The sequence below is a fragment of the Acinetobacter johnsonii CIP 64.6 genome (assembly GCF_000368045.1).
Classification (GTDB): Bacteria; Pseudomonadota; Gammaproteobacteria; order Pseudomonadales; family Moraxellaceae; genus Acinetobacter; species Acinetobacter johnsonii.
Window position 1 is genome coordinate 346,440 of sequence record NZ_KB849235.1, and the last position, 18,606, is coordinate 365,045.

Below are 18,606 nucleotides of genomic sequence, written 5' to 3' on the forward strand. Positions count from 1 at the left end.
TTGTCGTATATCCATTATTAATTTAAGAAATGATTGCATTTAGTCTTATGATTTTGCAGTATAAAAATTAAAAAAATATTTTTTAGATAAAAAATAAACAGTTACGCAAATGATGTTTTATCAAACAGTCAACTATTCTTAAAGGGCAAGAAACAAATAAGAAACTTGCTTATCGCCCAAATTCCAGCGCAATGACAGCTCCGAACATCATCAAATTAGTCTGAATGTTGCTTTTTTTCAAAATGCTCAATATTTCGTTCGAGCTGTTTTTTATTTTGTTGCTGTTTATATAAATGCAACACACCTTCAATAATAAGCAATAAGACTGCGAACCAAATTGGAATATAGGTAAACCACTCACCTGCCTCTATACGCTCCCCCATGGCAACTGATGCTCCTGCTAATAAAACAGGCTCCAAATAACTCAGCAAACCAAAGATCACAAAAGGTAAATAACGACTCGCAAGTATATAACTTCCAAGTCCCATCGCACTTAAGAAACCCAGTCCAATGACCGCCAAAATCAGATGTGGAAACTGTTGTATCAAAGCCAAACTATCGCTATGCACAAAGCCCAAATAAAACGCGACAGGTAAAATTAAAAACAGATCCCACCAGAAGCCACCCAAATGATCCGTTTTACAAACACGGCGCAGGAAGAAATACAAAGGATAAGCCAAAGCGATATAAACCGTTTCCCATGCCATGCTACCAATACGCCAAATTTCATGTCCCACCCCTAGCACTGCAAGGGCTACCGCGGCCATTTGCCAGCGGGATAGTTTTTCCTTGTAAAGGATGCAACCAACCAACACCATGACCAAAGGCAGCAAAAAATAGCCAAGCGACACCTGTAGTCCGCGACCATTCATAGGTCCCCATAAAAATAGCCACAACTGCGTGGTACATAAAACCGAACTAAACAATAACCAAGCAAACATCCAAGGTTGTTTAAAGATACGCTTAAACAACTCCGAAATGAGTTTTAAATCACCACTCCACCACATGAATGCGGTTAAAAAGGGTAAGGTCGAAAGCATACGCCAAGCAAAAGTTTGCTCACTATCTAAGGGCTTTAAAAAAAAGGTATAAAAATACAAAACCCCAAAAGTGACGGATGCTAAAACCGATAGTGCAACACCTTTATACATCCTTCACTCCACATTGATTTACACGATTTTAATAGACGCCGATTATAAAGCGTTCGACTGTATAAAGCTTTATTATTCAAGTTTTAAAATACGTATATGAAACTAAAAAAGCCATGCTTCAGCATGGCTTTCAAGACTTAATAAATTTTACTTTTGCAATTGCTTGGTATGAATCAGATCATTCAAGTCATAACCCACTGACTTTGCATATTCTAAGTATTCATTAATAACTTTTTGGTCTGGTTGTGGCGAGCGAGAAAGCACCCACATATATTTACGGCGTGGCTCACCCACTAAAACCGTTTGATAGTCATCATCAATTTTTAAAATCCAATAATCCCCGCGTGCCACAGGTAACCAACGCACCGCCTCAGGTAAAAAACTCACTTTCAACTTACTATTAAAAGGTGGGTTTTGTACAAATGCTTCACCTATGGACTGCATCAGCTTGCCATCTTGAGCATAACAACGGTTATCTACTGTCACATTGCCATTTTCATTCAGGGTATAAGTAGCCGAGACATTACTTCCGCATTTATTTTGGAAGTACATGGGCTTACGTGCAATTTCGTACCAAACACCCAAATAACGGTCTAATTCAACCTTATCTACCACGGCTAAGGGCTTGCTCTGGGCATAAGCCATGGTTGCCATGCCTAACCCGACTAAAACAGCACCACCTACAGCAATTTTGGCAAGTGTAAAACCCGCCTTTGGAAGATTTGCAGACATAAACTGTACCTTTAATATTTCAGAATTTATGATCTAAAAATAAACATCTCTTTAAAAAATAATGCTTTCTGCCCAAATTACTGTAGCGTTATGTAAATGCAACTTAGGTTAGAAGTTGTGCTTTTAAGCGCAAAATTTCATCTCGCAAACGTGCAGCTTGCTCAAACTGTAGCTCTTTAGAAGCTTTTAACATTTCTTTTTCCAGCTTGCTTAAGTGCTTGGCAAGAAGTTTTGGATCGGATAGCAAGTGCTGCTCATCTGCACTGAGCGTTTGGTGTTGATCTGTGATACCATTTTCAACTTGATCATCTGTCAGCACTTCACCTGTATCAATATCCTTTTTATTTTGTCTGATGGTGCTGCGCGGAATAATGCCATGCAGCTCATTAAAGGCCATTTGTTTTTCACGACGACGGGCTGTTTCATCGATGGCTTTTTGCATCGAATCGGTAATCCGATCACCATATAAAATCGCTTTGCCTTTTACATTACGCGCTGCACGCCCAATGGTTTGAATCAAAGAGCGTTCAGAACGCAAGAAACCTTCTTTGTCAGCATCCAAGATAGCCACTAAAGATACTTCAGGCATGTCCAAGCCTTCACGTAATAAGTTGATCCCGACGAGAACATCGTAGACACCTGAACGTAAGTCATGAATAATTTTTACCCGTTCAACGGTATCAATATCTGAGTGCAGATAGGCAACTTTGACTCCATACTCTTTCAAATACGAGCTTAAATCTTCTGCCATACGTTTGGTTAAGGTCGTTACCAAAACACGCTCATCTAGATCTTTGCGGATATTGATCTCAGACAAAACATCATCAACTTGAGTCAATACCGGACGCACTTCAATTTCGGGGTCAATCAACCCTGTAGGACGAACCACCTGCTCAGCTATTTGCTCGGCTTTTTCAAGCTCGTATTTGGCCGGTGTTGCACTGACATAAATTGTTGCGGGGGTAATCCGTTCCCACTCTTCAAACTGCATTGGGCGGTTATCTAGAGCACTAGGAAGACGGAAACCATAATTCACCAAGTTTTCTTTACGCGAACGGTCACCTTTATACATCGCGCCAATTTGCGGCACAGTCACGTGTGACTCATCAATAATCAGTAAGGCGTCATCAGGAACATAATCAAACAAGGTCGGCGGCGCTTCGCCCGCGGGACGACCTGACAAATGACGTGAATAGTTTTCAATACCGTTGGTATAGCCCAACTGCTGCATCATTTCCAAGTCATAACGGGTACGTTGCTCAATTCGCTGAGCTTCAAGCAATTTGTCATGTGCACGAAAGAAACCTAAACGCTCTTTTAACTCTTCACGAATCGTGCCGATGGCGCGCTCTAAATTATCTTTCGGTGTTACATAGTGGCTTTTTGGATAAATGGTTACACGCGGAACTTTACGTACTAATTTGCCTGTCAGTGGATCGAACCAACGAATCGAATCGACTTCATCATCAAATAACTCGATTCGAATCGCATGTTGGTCTGACTCCGCAGGGAAAATATCGATAATTTCACCTCGGATACGATAGGTACCACGTAAAAACTCAAGCTCATTACGGCTATATTGCATTTCCACCAAACGACGAATAATATCATCACGTGCGATACGATCGCCCTGTACAATATGTAACAACATGCTCATATAGGCATTAGGATCACCCAAACCATAAATAGCAGAAACTGAAGCAACAATAATTGCATCGCGACGTTCTAAGAGCGAACGTGTTGCAGATAAACGCATTTGGTCAATGTGGTCATTGATCGCAGAATCTTTTTCAATGAATGTGTCTGAAGATGGGACATAGGCTTCAGGTTGGTAATAGTCATAATAACTGACAAAATATTCGACGGCATTGTTCGGAAAGAAAGATTTGAACTCACCATAAAGCTGTGCAGCTAAGGTTTTATTATGTGCCATGACAATGGTCGGACGTTGCGTCCGTGCAATCACGTTGGCCATGGTATAGGTTTTACCAGAACCGGTAACCCCAAGTAACAACTGGTCGTGATAGCCCTTTTCTATTCCAGCAACAAGCTTTTCGATGGCTTGCGGCTGATCACCTGCGGGTTGGTAATTGGTGACTAAATCAAAAGGTTGTTTCTCACTCACAGACATATCCCAAGATTTGCTTCTTCAACCGTCTATTTTAACAGATTCAATCCAGAGCAATTCTTGCTTTTAGATTTTTAATGTAATTTACTGAAAATATTACAAAGATTTTTCACTTGACCCCCCCGTATTTCAAGGGCAACATGAAGTGAAGAAGAGCGAAAAATCAGAGCCTATGACATACCAATATCATGACGAAAGCATCGTCAAAAACCTAGATGAACATACCGTATTTGTGTTTGGTAGTAACATGGCAGGTCAACATGCGGATGGCGCTGCCCGAACTGCACTTGAGCACTTTGGCGCAATCAAAGGCGTCGGACGTGGATGGTCAGGGCAAAGTTATGCCATTCCCACCATGAACGAACACTTACAACAAATGCCGCTCTCGCAAATTCAACACTATATTGATGACTTTAAAATCTATACTAAAAATCACCCTAAAATGACTTACTTTCTAACCTCTATCGGCTGTGGTATTGCGGGTTATAAAGTTGAAGAAATTGCTCCTATGTTTAAAGGCATTTCTCATAATGTTATTTTCCCCGCATCATTTCGCCCATTTGTGGAAAGAACTCTGCCACGCCTAAGTAAAAAATTTTTGCATACTATTTTTAACGATGCTGTGATTTTCAGCACTCAAAATGATGACATGCTGATTCAGCATTTGGCCTTAACCGATAATGAAAAAAGCTTAGCCAAAATTATTCTCAACACGCGCATGTATCCAACCGATAGCAATGGTCGCGATCGTGTGTTTGAAATTGAAGATATTTTACATGCGCTGTCAGGGAAAATATTTGATTTTGATACCAACGCGGAGGGGAGCATGCTTTTTGGTGGTGCCATTCTAGCGCTGTTGGAACTGTATAATATCAATGAACAAGACTTCATTGAGGTTTGGCAAGGCACACGAGAAATCGCACCACCGAAGCCCGAACATCGTGCGCGGAAAGCCTTACGTTAAGCCCCAATCTTTTCAAAAAGCCAATCCATCAGATTGGCTTTTTTAATTGAAAATAATAGAGTTATTGAAATCTTTCCTATCCCCCAATCGCCTACTACTACAAAAAAATGTGACGGTACTGTTTCCGCTTTTCTCTTTTAGACCTTTAAAAGTTCACTTACACTCTGGATCATAATCATACTTTTCAAAAACTTAAATAAATCATGAGAACAAATAGACAGCTTGAAGCCTTAAAATCCAAAAGAAACAAGCATGCACTTTTCAGTATGGCTATTGCCGTTGTCATGCTGATTGCATTTTATCAACTGCCTCAGTTTCAGGATTTTAATTTTATAAATCTATCCCTAGTCTACTTTATCTTCATTGTATGCTTATCCTTCCTCAAAAAGACAAAGAACGAACAACCGAAAAAGAACAACCTCCTCTTAAATATTTTATTCATGACGGCACCCTTCTTCATCATTAATGTTTTTGCACTTTCCAGTCTCAGCAAATTTACTGACTATTCGGCTGTACGTATTGCAAAACATATACCTAACCCACAATACGTCGAGGGCCAAATTCTCTTAAATAGCTACACTGTGGGCTCTGGACGTAATAAATCACATTATGAAGATGTTGTGTTAAATGAGCCTTCTCAGCAGCAACCACTAAGACTGGTTTGTAATTTTATGGATCGCTTTAAGAGCTGCCCACTCTTAGAAGACTTTCAACAACAAAAAGTCAGTATCCGTTATTACGCAGACAACAGTCAGTTTATCTACCCAGAAGTTTTGGTGTTATCGGTCACAGCGGACAATACAACCATCAGCAGCCAAGACTTCCTGCAGATCTACCAACAACAACGAAACAATTTTTTGATTTATTTATTCTTCATGGTATTGATTCCAAACCTGTTAGTGATCAATTTATTTTGGCGCGACCATCAATATCAACAATCACAAACTTTTCGCTATCGACCTCAAAGCATTTAGCGCTTATCAATATCACCCTATAGGCTCTTTAGGCTCTTTAGGCTCTTTAGGCTCTTTAGGCTCCAAAACCATTGGAGCTTATGCACTTTCTATGAGCAATAAATATGCATTTTTTGACTAAATCACCCCATAAACTCACATAAATTTTAAAAATAACTTTTTTTATCACATTATTTTAAAAAGTTTTTTTAGCGCTTATACTGCTTTCAATTCCAACATAAAAACGAGATATAAATGCAATTATTGGACTCTCCTATTTTTGAATTATCTCCCATTGCCATGTGGTTAGAAGACTTTAGCGAAGTACAAAAACAATTCGATCTTTGGCGGAGTCAAGGTGTTGAAAATATTGCTTCTTTTCTGTTGGAAGACAAATCACGTATTTTAAGTTGTGCGCATAAAATTAAAGTCCTGCATGTCAACCCGCAAACCTTAAAACAATTTGAAGCCCAAAGTTTTGAAGACCTAACCGCGAACCTTGCGCAAATTTTTAAAGCAGATATGTCAAGCACTCATCTAAATGAGCTGGTCGCACTTTGGAATGGTGAGACCTTATTTGAAAATACTGCTGTAAATTATACACTTACAGGTCATCGCCTTGACATTCGCCTGCGAGGGACAGTGCTCCCCGGTCATGAACACGATCTTTCATTGGTTTTGATCACCACGGAAGACATCACGCCTTATGCCAATGCACAACGTTTAGAAGAAAAAAGTCGTTTAATTGCTGAGGCACGTTTTCAATACTCGCCTACTTCACTTTGGGTTGAAGACTTTAGCCGAGTCAAAGCACGTTTAGATCATTTACGTCGTTTGGGGATTAGTGACTTTAAAACCTTCCTTGACGTCCACAATGACTTTATTAATGAATGCCTCAGAGACATCATGGTTACCGATGTCAACCAAGCCACACTCGATTTGTTTGCTGCACGTGACAAAGACCATTTACTTAAAAATTTGCATAAAGTCTTTCAGAACGAAACCCAACAGACCTTTCGACATCAGCTCCTCGAACTGTGGGATGGCAATATTCAACATAACTGCGAGGCGGTCAATTACGCACTCGATGGCAGTATTCGCCATGTGCTGTTACATTTTGCCGTGTTTCCAGGCTTCGAAGACGATTGGGGTATGGTACAACTGGCACTCACCGATATTACCGCGCGCAAAAAAGCCGAAAATTATCTTGAGTACTTGGGCAAACATGATGTCTTAACCAAACTTTATAACCGCTCTTTCTACAGCACTGAAATCAACCGACTTGAGCGCAATAACCTGCGCCCTGTGTCTTGTATTTTCTTAGATATGAATGGCTTAAAAGCTATCAATGACAACCTTGGTCATGACCAAGGTGACAGCTTATTACGCCGTATGGGTAATACCCTGAATCAGTTAATTGAAAATACGCAATACTCTGCTTCAAGGATCGGTGGTGATGAATTTGTGGTGCTATTACCTGCCGCCGATGAAGCCGCATTGAACCATTGTATTGAAAGTTTGCATGAGCTTTTAATGGTAGATAACCAATTTAATAATCATCAACCTATTAGTGTGTCGATTGGCACTGCCACCAGCCAGCCAAATGAACGGGTTGAAGATATGCTTAAACGTGCCGACACTGCGATGTATGAGCACAAAAAAACCTACTATGCAGAAAATGATCGACGGGTTACCAATTACAACCCAGCGAATGATCAATAAAAAAGCGCCCTAAACAGGGCGCTTTTTTTATCTCAATGGCGAATCAACGTTTACCCATTGAACGACGGGTGCCACGTGGTGGCATCCAAGTACGATCTGCATACTGTTCAGGTTTTGGACGAACCTGATTATGTGCAACATCGTCAGCACTTTGTTCTGCATTTGGCATTGGGAATGGGAGATTCACCAAAGGTTTTTTTGAAGTAGGCTGTTGCTTACTCATGACCATCACTCTCATCAAATTGCGCTTATTTTAAAGTTTTTTTCATAAAGATGCGAGAAACTTCCTAATTCTGTACATTTTTGAAATCATTAATTCAAAATTGAATTTTTTTTATGTTTTTTGCAGAAAATCTGTGTTTTTAAACGCCTTGCTTGAGTTTTTTAAGCTAAGATAGTGTGCTTTTTATTTTTTAAACCCTATAAGAAGGAATACTGCCGTGGACGTACGTCTCTCTGATCGTGTGAATGCCATCAAACCGTCCCCAACTCTTGCTGTTACCAACAAAGCTGCTGAATTAAAAGCGGCTGGCAAGAACGTTATTGGCTTGGGCGCAGGTGAACCTGACTTCGACACCCCACAACACATCAAAGATGCAGCAATTGCAGCGATTAACAACGGTTTCACAAAGTACACCGCTGTAGATGGTACGCCTGGCCTTAAAAAAGCGATTATTGCAAAATTCAAGCGTGACAATAACCTTGATTATGCTGCAAACCAAATTTTGGTTTCTTGTGGCGGCAAGCAGTCATTCTTTAACTTAGCATTAGCTTTGTTAAACAAAGGTGATGAAGTAATCATCCCTGCACCATTTTGGGTAAGCTACCCAGATATGGTGATTATCGCTGAAGGTGTTCCTGTTATTGTAAAATGTGGTGAAGAACAACGTTTCAAAATCACACCTGCTCAACTTGAAGCTGCGATCACAGACAAAACTCGTTTAGTGGTTTTAAACAGCCCATCAAACCCAACAGGTATGATCTACACTAAAGCTGAATTAGAAGCTTTGGCTGATGTTCTTCGTAAATACCCAGAAGTTTATATCGCTTCTGACGATATGTACGAACCAATCCGTTGGGATGACGAATTCTACAATATCGCAACAGTTGCACCAGACCTTTATGACCGCACAATCGTGTTAAACGGTGTGTCTAAAGCGTATGCAATGACTGGCTGGCGTATTGGCTATGCAGCGGGCCCTGCTAAGCTTATTGGCGCAATGAAAAAAATCCAATCGCAATCAACTTCAAACCCAACTTCTATTTCACAAGTTGCTGCTGAAGCTGCGTTGAATGGCCCTCAAGACGTTCTTGAGCCAATGATTGAAGCATTCAAACGCCGTCATGACTTAGTTGTTAGCGGTTTGAACGACATCAACGGTATTTCTTGCTTACCTGCTGATGGTGCATTCTATGCATATGCAAACATCCGTCCATTAATTCGTGCGAAAGGCTTAAAATCTTGCACAGAATTCTCTGAATGGTTATTGGAAGAAACTGGCGTTGCCGTAGTGCCTGGTGATGCATTCGGCTTAGGCGGTTTCATGCGTATTTCTTATGCAACTGCTGATGACGTACTTGTAGATGCGCTTGCACGTATCAAGAAAGCGGCTGACTCAATCGAAGGCGTAGACGCTGCGATTGCTTCAATTGCTGCTGAAAAATGATTTAACCCTTTAAAGTTAGATTAGAGAAACCCGCGAACTTCGCGGGTTTTTTATTTTTAAATAAAATCTGAAAAATTTGCTCTTAAGCCCGTTTAAATAATTTTAGAGCCGTGTAGTACCAACAGAATCTATTGTATCTACGTCTTTCTTGCGAGATGACGCCGAGATCACCAAGGCAATACCTGCCAGAATAATCGTCGCAGAAATAATGATTCGAAAGCTCAACGTTTCACCAATAAACAAAGCCCCACCCATAATCGCCAAACATGGCACGGACAATTGCACGCTACTGGCCGTGACCCGGTCAATTTTTTTCACTATGGCATACCAAAGTACATATGCCCCACTCGATGCTAAACCACCAGATAAGAGTGCCAACAGCATACCTTTTGGGTTAATAAAACTCTGTGTGTAAAACAACAAATAGACCAAGACAACAAAAGGAATCGCCACTACAAAATTTGCCAAGCTACTGGCCAGTGGATTATGCATCTTTTTACCTGCGATGCTATACATCGCCCAACCTATGCCTGAAAGCACCATCAATGCAGCATAACCCAAAGGAGGTGCCGAAGCCCCTGGCAGCAATAAAATCAAAAGACCTAAAATAGCAATCGACAGCCCCAACCTGCGTCGCAAATTGATTTTTTCACCATGACACAGGCCATAACTGACCATACTTAACTGCACTGTCCCAAACAGTAGTAATGCACCTACACCCGCATCGATATGCAAATAGGCCAGTGAAAAAGCCACAATATATAAGGCAAGAAAAAATCCGTTTTTTATACTCCACTCTATTTTGGCCTTATGAGTAGAGAGCATATACAGTAGAAATAACACCATTGCACCGCTACAGACCCGAAGCAAGCTAAAACTCATCGGATCAATCTGCTGCTCAGCCAACGCTAAACGACATAGCACCGAATTGGCTGCAAAGGCCAACATTGCAATGGAAATTTTAAGCAGCATGTTTGAGCATCCTTATTCAACAGCCTGCTTTAGATATATCGAATATATCTTATTAAATCTAGAGAGTTTTTCTCATGCAATTTATCAATAATCTCGATGTGTAACTCAGATGATTCAACCTGAATACCTCATTTTTTAGCATCATCTGGTGAAAATAAGGCAATCACATCCGCTTCTGTGAGCTGCTCGGTAGAATACTTGAATTGGTAAAAATCAGGCTTATTATCAATATAAATTTCTGTTGTAAGCTTTAAATCTTTTGGCTGTTCTTCCATTGCAAATACATTGATATTGCAATAACTGCCGTCCTGTGTTCGCCAAAAAAGCGACGTGCCACATTCGCTACAAAAACCACGCTCTCCCCAATCCGACGACTTAAATAATTTTAAATATTCTTGATTGTCAAACTTTAAACTACTGGGTTCAACATCAATACTCATGAGTACCCCGCTCGACTGTTGGCGGCACATAGAACAATGGCAAGCATGCACATCATGATTTTTGAGTGCGGCTTGGAACTTGGTTTTACCGCATAAACAGGACACGTTCATTGTGAGTTCCTTCTTCATGTGAAGACTGTATAAAATTACTAAAACCTTGTTTATCTTATATATAAATAAAAAACAAAAGAGTGTATAAATTTTGTGCACAACATTAAAACAATGATCACGTCTAGGCTGCTCCGTTCTATCAACACTCAAATTATCAAAATGAATAATCCTAAATCTTTTCTCTACAATATGTTCACAGCATGAGCTCCATCCGTGATTACGATTTCGTTGATTTTGTACTGATCAATCCAAAGCTGAATATTGACGAAAAGACTGAATTTTGTTTAATTGGACAACAAGTTCCAAAAAGGAACTGCTAGCTAAATATAGGAATGAACAAGATGAATCCCAAAGAAATGACAGGACTACAACTCTTAGAAGCCATGTGTACAGGAAAAATTCCACCTGCAAGTATCAGTGAAACCATTCCCATGCAGCCTTTTGAAGTTTCTGAAGGGAAAATTAGCTTTAAAGCAAAAGCAGATCATCGCCATTTAAACCCGCTTGGTGGCGTGCATGGTGGCTTTGCAGCAACAGTACTCGACTCAGTGACGGGTTGTGCCGTACATACTATGCTTGAAGCTGGTGTTGGCTATGGCACCATTGATCTGAATATTAAAATGTGCCGACCGATTCCAAGAGACAAAGAACTGCTTGCCATCGGCAGCGTGATCAACATCAGTAAGAACTTAGGTATTTCTGAAGGTGAAATTGTAGATGAAGACGGTAAACTCTACGCCCATGCCACAGCCACCTGTATGATTATTCGTCCCTAAAAATGAAAGGCACTGATAAATTTCAGTGCCTTTTTTGCGCCAAAGCAAACCTTACTTCAGCATGACAGATCAAATTGCGGTTTTAAACGTCTTCAGCGTCTGCAATTTTGAGGCATCAGGACGCTCAACTCCTTTATAGACACAATAGTATTTAAACGCGCTGTCTAAACTTACGTCTAAACTTTTACCTTCAGCAGCAGACCAGACTTTTGAACGATTATTGCCTGATAAAGCACTGCCTGACAACTGATACAAATACAGATCATGCTCTCGCTGCACAGTCTTTTTAAGAGTACTGGTTGACTGTTCGGAAAGGAGCTGACAAGGACTGTTGACCAGCCAACGCTCACTAAACCAAAGTTGTAATAAATCACCCAAATACAAGTCCGTATAACCGACAGGCCAAACATCAATATAGGCTAACTCTACAGGGGTATAGTATTGTTCAGGGTTTGAAATAATAGAAAGATACTGATCTTGATAATCAGCTAGGTTTGCAAAAATATCGGAAATGGTAAGCGTATTCATTCGCTTTCTCCTGTTTAGCCATTTTAGTGCTGGCAAGTTGGTTATAAATCCACACTGTTTAAGTTTTCACTTAAACGCTCTGTTGTTGAAATCAGACTATCAACGACTTTTCAAGATTGCAAGCGCTTCAATACGATTTTTTTTGAAAATGATTTTTTTGTTCAAATAAAAAGCATCCAATGTAAAAATGACAGCAACATGACATTTTAGACTTGACCCACTATGAAATGTCCTTATAATCGCATGCAGATTCTCCAATAGCTCAGTCGGTAGAGCGACGGACTGTTAATCCGCAGGTCCCTGGTTCGAGCCCAGGTTGGAGAGCCAAATTCAAGAAAGCCCACACTATATGTTGTGGGCTTTCTTCTTTTCTACGTCTTAAAAGTTTCGCTGCTTAAGATGTAAATCCCCGAACTAAGTTCAACGAAAAGCTACAACAAAACTACTCTGGGAAAATAACTTATCTTAAAAATACCCAAAAATGATTCACAAGAAAAATCATGAGTACATTTAAAACACATATGGATGTTCGTTCAGATCACTTCCCGATCACAGCAACTGAAATGAAAAAATAGGAAGGATAAATTATTGGTGAACTATTAGCCCAACATCTTGCTGAACAATTCAATCAACAACAACTCGCAATCGCTGCAATTCACAATGAAGATTTAGGATACTTACTTAGTTTTAGTCATCCCACTTATAAAGATATTCTTATTAGATGTAATCGTTATGAGCAAAATGACAACTTATTTTTAATTTTTATTCACCCACTACAGCCAATCATTAAAAAACATTTTTTTAAGAAAATAGATCTTTCAACCCAATTAAGTCATGTCTCTGAAATTTTGCAAAATACTCTTTCTGATGCAACAATTTTTCATGAGGTGCAATGGTGGAACGTGGAAGATATAAAAAAGTACAATAAATCATCGTCTAAATTCTAAGCACACCTACTCAAATAACTCATTCCACTAACTCATATTTCGCGATTTTATTGAAAGAAATTACAGCTCTCAATACATCATATCTACCCATCTTTAATTAAAAAGCCCAATCGATAAAGATTGGGCTTTTTAATGAGTCAAGGCTATCTACACTGAGAATTTGCAACTTTCGAACAGTCTACAAACTGTGGCATTCACCCGCTTTATTTCTAAGCCGCTTGCACAGGCACGCCACTATGGAAACGGAACACATCATCAGGTGTACTAATTAGCTCTTTTTCGACATTACGGATATGATCAATACGGGCTTGAATATCTTCTTTCGGATTTTTCAATTTCCCCGTTTGCGCAACCTCTAAAGCCAGAGCCAAATAATCTTCAAAATGACGTGATTCAGACTTCAGCAAGTAACGATAGTAACGACCTAATTCATCATCAACCAAGGGTGCTAACGCGTAAAAACGCTCACATGAACGCGCTTCTACAAAGGCACCAATGATTAAAATATCAATTAAAGCCTCAGGCTCATAAGTCCGTACTTCTTTACGTAAACCACCCGCATAGCGACCTGCACTTAGATTGCTCCACTCTAACCCGCGCTTTTTCATAAATGCAAGCACTTGCTCATAATGCAGCATTTCTTCACGAACCAGTTGCGCAAGCTTGACCTGTAAATCGGTAAAAAAGCTATAACGAAACATCAGGTTCATCGCGGTACCTGCAGCTTTCTTCTCACAATTCGCGTGGTCTTGCATCAGCACATCAAGATTATTCAGTGCTTCAGTCAACCAAGCTTTAGGTGTTTCACAGCCCAAGAAGTCCATGACGGGCTTCATGAGTTCATCATAATTGATATTCGACATATTCAAATCTTAAAAACTTTAAATTAACGTGCAGCTTTAATCACTGCTTTCATTTCGCGTACAGCTTGTTCCAAGCCCACAAAAATAGCATCGGCAATCAGTGAATGTCCGATGTTTAATTCGTGAATCTGTGGAATTTGCGCAATTGGCGTTACATTTTCAAGGTTGAGTCCGTGCCCAGCATTGACTACCAAACCTTTTGATGCTGCATATTCAGCACCTTTTATAATACGCTCAAGCTCATGTTGCTGAGCTTCAGCTGTTTCTGCATCAGCATAAGCGCCTGTATGAATTTCAATGGTTGGTGCACCACAAGCAATTGCTGCATCAATTTGTGCAAAGTCAGCATCAATAAACAAGGACACATCACAGCCAATCTCAGACAACGCTTGAGTCGCCGCTTTGACATCATCAAAATGTCCAACCACATCTAAACCACCTTCGGTCGTCACTTCTTGGCGTTTTTCAGGAACGAAACACACATGGTGCGGTTTAATTTCTTTGGCAAATGCAATCATTTCTTCTGTAACTGCAAGTTCCAAATTCATACGTGTTTTAAGTGCTGGGCGCATACGACGCACATCATCATCTTGAATATGACGACGGTCTTCACGTAAATGCAAGGTAATCCCTTCAGCCCCTGCTTGCTCACAGATCAATGCTGCATTAACTGGATCTGGATAAGAAGTCCCACGCGCTTGTCGTAAAGTTGCCACGTGGTCAATATTTACACCAAGTAATGCAGCCATATTCATTTCCTAATTACGATTGAGTTTGAGTGTTCTGAATCCACAACTGACGACTTTTTAAGGGGCGATCGCCCAACAAGGAACTGATCATTTGTCGATACAACTTGGTCAGTAATTGTAACTGCTCCAAACCAAAATCCCTACCCTTTTCATATTGGCACATGCTTAAAATTTGCTGTCCATTTAAGGTCGATCGCGAAGCTTGTGCAGTAGGAATAAAGCCTTCATTCAGCTGGAATATATAGTTGAGTGATGCTTGAATTTCTAGTTGATTGGCATCAGTTGAAAAATCTAAGGCATAGCCCAAATCTTCCAGCAGTTCATGCTCAAACTGTCTTAGAATTTGTTTTAAAAACTGATTAGGATCGGCTTGCTGCGCCAGTTGTTGTAATTGCGTTAGCGTATGCGCATATTGAGCAAAACTTTGCTCCATTTGTACTTCGAGCGGACACAGCCTGAGTAGGATCTCATTGAGATAAAAACCTGAAAAAAAAGCATCCCCGAAGAAAAAAATCGGCTGATTGACAATTTCAAGTTTTGTAAAATTTTTGAGCTCAGATTTACCCGAAGCTTGTAAACAAATCGGCTGATATTGTGGCGGCGGGGTTTGCCTTAGAATACCATCAACTCGCCCATGCTCTTGGGTAAATAAATGCACAATATGACTACGTTCACGGTATTTTCTATGGTGAATTAAATAACCATGTAGTACTTCATTGCGCATGAGGAATTAACTAATCTTTTTTATCTTTATCATTCTGTTCGCTGTCTTCATCATCCCCATCTGGGATAACAGCACCAACCACAGCTGCGGTTCCTTTCACCACGCCTTTTGTGGTTTTATAAGCAATCTTTACAGGAACGGTGACGATCTTGTGTATACAACCTTGCAAAAACAACATACAAGCCATTACTGCGAACACCTTGACCATAACACCATCCCTATAAAAATTTGTTTTCTTAAAACTTAGATATCGCTATAACCTAAGCTTTTCAATGCACGCTCATCATCAGACCAACCGCCTTTCACTTTAACCCAAAGCGTCAGCATGATCTTTTGTTCAAACATTTTTTCCATATCGATACGGGCATCCATACCAATTTTCTTAAGCTTAGCGCCTTTTTCACCAATCACAATCGCTTTCTGGCCTGGACGGTCTACAAAAATCGTTGCATCAATGTATGTACACGCTGGTTTTGGACGACCTGTTTTTTCATTCACCGTTGCTTCTTCAGTCTTAAACGACTCAATTTGCACGGTTAAATCATAAGGTAGTTCTTCACCCAACTGACGCATAATCTTTTCACGGATAATTTCTGATGCCAAGAAACGCTCAGAACGATCTGTCAGTTGATCCAATGAATACATCGGCGGTTGGAAAGGTAAATATTTTTCGATGGTATCGCGCAGATGGTCTAAGTTTGCACCACGGAGTGCAGAAACAGGAACAATTTCAGCAAAATTCATTAATTTTGCACGTTCTTGAATTAACGGTAATGCATGATTTTTATTTTCAAGTGTATCAATTTTATTGATCACCAGAATCACTGGCATCTCAGCATTTTTGAGTTTTTCCAAAACGAGTTCATCGTTTTGAGTCCATTTGTCTGCATCTAGAACAAACAATACCAAGTTGACATCACGCAATGCAGATGATGCAGCACGATTCATCATTTTATTGATGGCGCGTACTTCTTTTTTATGCATCCCTGGTGTATCAACAAATACTGCTTGAGATTTTGCACGTGAATCAATTCCCACAATCTTATGACGTGTGGTTTGTGGTTTACGTGAAGTAATCGATAATTTTTGACCCAACAAATGGTTCATCAACGTAGACTTGCCTACGTTTGGACGACCTACAATTGCCACAAAGCCGCTACGAAAATCCGTTGGGATTTCTGTGCCTTGTTCGCTAAAAAACTGGCTAATTAAATCATTACTGTCACTTTGCGACTCGTGATCAGCATCGATGTGATCGGAAGAATTTGACATGGCAGATTACTGCTCCAAAAGTTTTAAAATATCCGCCGCGGCAGCTTGTTCAGCAAAACGACGGCTGGTGCCCTCACCATTTACAACAGACAATCCATCCACTTTACATTCCACTTTGAAATGCTGATTGGGTGCATCACCTTGAATATCGACCACATCATAAACTGGGAGAGCTTTTTTTCGTGCCTGAAGATATTCTTGTAAACGAGATTTAGGATCTTTAAGTTGATCGGTTGGCTCGATATGGTCTAAATATGGCTCGTACCATTTTAACACAATCGGCTCCAACACCGTTAAATCACTACAATCCACATAGATTGCACCAATAATCGATTCAACCGTATCCGCAAGGATGGACTCGCGATGATGTCCACCTGATTTTAATTCACCTGTACTTAAAATGAGTGACTGGCTCAGTTTTAAATCATTTGCAATTTTACCTAAAGCTTCCTGACGAACCAAGGTTGCACGCATACGCGTCAAACGGCCCTCGTTCTCAGTTGGATAAGCTTTATAGAGATAATTTGCAATAATCATCCCTAACAAAGAATCGCCTAGAAACTCTAGGCGCTCATAGTTGTATTTGTGGCTCACCGATCGGTGGGTCAGTGCAAGCTGAAGTAACTCAGGTTGTTTAAACTGATAACCGATACGGCTCGCTAAGCGGGCTTCACTTAGCTTGGACTGAGCTTTGATCAAAACTTTTCTCGAACTTTAATACTAAATCTATATTCAGTAAGAAGGGTTTTCTTACCTCATACTCCTTTTTCACCTGCAACCCTTCGGTATTGGTGACTTGCATAATTTCTTTAATCTTCACATCACGAATGCCATTCATATCCAAACGCTTTGAAAGCTGACTCTCAAACTCCGCGGGCTGAATATTTTTCGGGCTGCTTTGAAATACTTCCTCAATTTGGCTATTGATCATCCGATCATCAAAATAGGGAGCCCAAACTGCAATAGCCACTTTCGCCATAAATGCAAACCCCATGATTGCAAATAAAATGGCGATATAAGATGCCCCTTGTTGATTCTTACGCATTTTTTATTTTCCGAATCGATATTAGTCAATGCTACCGTTACGGTTAAATGACGGCAACTTAAAGCCAGGTTCTTTATGCATCCAAATATAAAATGCACGACCTGTTAGGTTCTGTTCAGGAACCATTCCCCAGAAACGACTGTCAGCACTTTGATCGCGATTATCCCCCATCGCAAAGTACTCGCCTTCTTTTACTTTCACTTCCCAATATAAACCATTTTCAGCAGAGTATTTACCATTTTCTACAAAGTTAATATAGGGTGCTTGGCGTGCAACATTAACACCTTCTAACTCACGCATGGTAAAGGTATGCTTGCCAATCGTTTCTTTATGATATATCGAAGTAGGCGTGTCTAAACGGTCTTTTTCACGGCTAAATTCAACAGGCACTTTAGCAACTTTTTGACCATTAATGGTTAATTGGCCATGATCAAAAACAATGTGATCGCCAGGAATACCAACTACACGTTTGATATAGCTGATCGTCGGTTGCGGTGGATAACGGAAGACAATCACATCGCCACGCTCAGGCTCACCCACATCAATCACTTTTTTATTCACGATCGGCAGGCGTACACCATAGTCAAACTTGTTGACCAAGATGAAGTCACCTGTTTCTAAAGTCGGGACCATCGAGTCGGAAGGAATATTAAAAGGTTCATAAAAGAATGAACGTAGACATAGGACAATCGCAAGGACTGGCCAGAAATCATAAGCCCACGTAATGACAAAATTTTCATTTCCCTTGCCTTTCGTCGCTCGTTGTTTAAATACAAACTTATCGAGCAACCACACCAAAAAGAAAATCAGTGTGACAGGAACAAGTATCAAATTAAAATCAAAATCCATGGGCTTATATTCC

General features: G+C 40.2%; 20 protein-coding genes and 1 tRNA gene. 6 read left to right on the forward strand and 15 right to left on the reverse strand.

From position 1 onward, the window contains the following. Positions 1-215: 215 nt before the first annotated feature. The 3 genes from rarD to uvrB all read right to left on the reverse strand — a co-directional run bounded on the left by rarD (position 216) and on the right by uvrB (position 4,008). Positions 216-1,151, reverse strand: a complete 936-nt coding sequence (rarD, locus tag F986_RS07420) for an EamA family transporter RarD (RefSeq protein WP_004693635.1) — start codon at positions 1,149-1,151, stop codon at positions 216-218. A gap of 147 nt (positions 1,152-1,298) precedes the next feature. Beyond that, positions 1,299-1,883, reverse strand: coding sequence for a lipocalin family protein (locus tag F986_RS07425; RefSeq protein WP_004693638.1), 585 nt, complete (start codon positions 1,881-1,883; stop codon positions 1,299-1,301). A gap of 103 nt (positions 1,884-1,986) precedes the next feature. Then, a complete protein-coding gene (gene uvrB / locus F986_RS07430) occupies positions 1,987-4,008 on the reverse strand; it encodes an excinuclease ABC subunit UvrB (RefSeq protein WP_026056433.1) in 2,022 nt (673 codons plus the stop codon). Between the two features lie 175 nt (positions 4,009-4,183). Between uvrB and F986_RS07435 the strand changes: the two genes are divergently transcribed. The 3 genes from F986_RS07435 (at position 4,184) to F986_RS07445 (ending at position 7,650) form a co-directional block, all read left to right on the forward strand. Beyond that, the gene (locus tag F986_RS07435) at positions 4,184-4,975 is read left to right on the forward strand and encodes an A1S_2505 family phage non-structural protein (RefSeq protein WP_017396815.1); all 792 of its coding nucleotides are present in this window, start codon (positions 4,184-4,186) and stop codon (positions 4,973-4,975) included. 266 nt (positions 4,976-5,241) lie between these two features. Then, positions 5,242-5,949: a hypothetical protein gene (locus F986_RS07440; protein WP_227555137.1), complete on the forward strand. Its 708-nt coding sequence runs from the start codon at positions 5,242-5,244 to the stop codon at positions 5,947-5,949. Positions 5,950-6,183: 234 nt separating this feature from the next. Beyond that, positions 6,184-7,650 (forward strand): sensor domain-containing diguanylate cyclase, encoded by a 1,467-nt coding sequence (locus F986_RS07445; protein ID WP_004693645.1) that lies wholly within the window; start codon positions 6,184-6,186, stop codon positions 7,648-7,650. A 43-nt stretch (positions 7,651-7,693) separates the two neighbouring features. On the opposite strand, the gene F986_RS07450 is transcribed toward F986_RS07445, so the two are convergent. Next, the gene (locus F986_RS07450) at positions 7,694-7,873 is read right to left on the reverse strand and encodes a hypothetical protein (RefSeq protein ID WP_004693646.1); all 180 of its coding nucleotides are present in this window, start codon (positions 7,871-7,873) and stop codon (positions 7,694-7,696) included. Between the two features lie 217 nt (positions 7,874-8,090). Between F986_RS07450 and F986_RS07455 the strand changes: the two genes are divergently transcribed. Then, the gene (locus tag F986_RS07455; protein ID WP_004693649.1) at positions 8,091-9,317 is read left to right on the forward strand and encodes a pyridoxal phosphate-dependent aminotransferase; all 1,227 of its coding nucleotides are present in this window, start codon (positions 8,091-8,093) and stop codon (positions 9,315-9,317) included. A gap of 102 nt (positions 9,318-9,419) precedes the next feature. Here F986_RS07455 and F986_RS07460 read toward each other — a convergent pair whose 3' ends face one another. Both F986_RS07460 and F986_RS07465 read right to left on the reverse strand, forming a co-directional pair. Beyond that, positions 9,420-10,289: a DMT family transporter gene (locus F986_RS07460; protein ID WP_004693650.1), complete on the reverse strand. Its 870-nt coding sequence runs from the start codon at positions 10,287-10,289 to the stop codon at positions 9,420-9,422. Between the two features lie 128 nt (positions 10,290-10,417). Then, positions 10,418-10,840, reverse strand: coding sequence for a GFA family protein (locus tag F986_RS07465; RefSeq protein WP_004693653.1), 423 nt, complete (start codon positions 10,838-10,840; stop codon positions 10,418-10,420). Positions 10,841-11,181: 341 nt separating this feature from the next. Here F986_RS07465 and F986_RS07470 point away from each other — a divergent pair, with 341 nt between their 5' ends. Further along, positions 11,182-11,616, forward strand: a complete 435-nt coding sequence (locus F986_RS07470) for a PaaI family thioesterase (RefSeq protein ID WP_004693655.1) — start codon at positions 11,182-11,184, stop codon at positions 11,614-11,616. 69 nt (positions 11,617-11,685) lie between these two features. On the opposite strand, the gene F986_RS07475 is transcribed toward F986_RS07470, so the two are convergent. Further along, complete coding sequence (locus tag F986_RS07475) at positions 11,686-12,144, reverse strand: hypothetical protein (RefSeq protein WP_004693656.1); 459 nt, start codon at positions 12,142-12,144, stop codon at positions 11,686-11,688. Between the two features lie 251 nt (positions 12,145-12,395). Here F986_RS07475 and F986_RS07480 point away from each other — a divergent pair. After that, positions 12,396-12,471: transfer RNA gene (locus F986_RS07480), tRNA-Asn, on the forward strand. A gap of 829 nt (positions 12,472-13,300) precedes the next feature. On the opposite strand, the gene miaE is transcribed toward F986_RS07480, so the two are convergent. The 8 genes from miaE to lepB are packed head-to-tail and all read right to left on the reverse strand — an operon-like array spanning position 13,301 to position 18,593. Beyond that, positions 13,301-13,954 carry a MiaE family protein gene (miaE, locus tag F986_RS07485; protein WP_004693658.1) on the reverse strand — a complete coding sequence of 218 codons (654 nt, stop codon included), beginning with the start codon at positions 13,952-13,954 and terminating at the stop codon, positions 13,301-13,303. 23 nt (positions 13,955-13,977) lie between these two features. Then, positions 13,978-14,703, reverse strand: a complete 726-nt coding sequence (gene pdxJ / locus F986_RS07490; protein ID WP_004693660.1) for a pyridoxine 5'-phosphate synthase — start codon at positions 14,701-14,703, stop codon at positions 13,978-13,980. Positions 14,704-14,716: 13 nt separating this feature from the next. Further along, positions 14,717-15,427, reverse strand: a complete 711-nt coding sequence (gene recO / locus F986_RS07495) for a DNA repair protein RecO (protein WP_004693661.1) — start codon at positions 15,425-15,427, stop codon at positions 14,717-14,719. Positions 15,428-15,437: 10 nt separating this feature from the next. After that, positions 15,438-15,635, reverse strand: coding sequence for an NF038104 family lipoprotein (locus F986_RS07500; protein WP_004693662.1), 198 nt, complete (start codon positions 15,633-15,635; stop codon positions 15,438-15,440). A 35-nt stretch (positions 15,636-15,670) separates the two neighbouring features. Continuing rightward, the gene (gene era / locus F986_RS07505; protein WP_004693663.1) at positions 15,671-16,699 is read right to left on the reverse strand and encodes a GTPase Era; all 1,029 of its coding nucleotides are present in this window, start codon (positions 16,697-16,699) and stop codon (positions 15,671-15,673) included. A 6-nt stretch (positions 16,700-16,705) separates the two neighbouring features. Beyond that, a complete protein-coding gene (rnc, locus tag F986_RS07510; RefSeq protein WP_004693665.1) occupies positions 16,706-17,398 on the reverse strand; it encodes a ribonuclease III in 693 nt (230 codons plus the stop codon). Beyond that, positions 17,370-17,744 (reverse strand): DUF4845 domain-containing protein, encoded by a 375-nt coding sequence (locus F986_RS07515; RefSeq protein ID WP_004693667.1) that lies wholly within the window; start codon positions 17,742-17,744, stop codon positions 17,370-17,372. Before F986_RS07515 ends, rnc begins: the two co-directional genes overlap by 29 nt. A 21-nt stretch (positions 17,745-17,765) precedes the next feature. Continuing rightward, on the reverse strand, positions 17,766-18,593 hold the full coding sequence (gene lepB / locus F986_RS07520; protein WP_004693669.1) for a signal peptidase I: 828 nt from the start codon (positions 18,591-18,593) through the stop codon (positions 17,766-17,768). Positions 18,594-18,606: the final 13 nt, after the last annotated feature.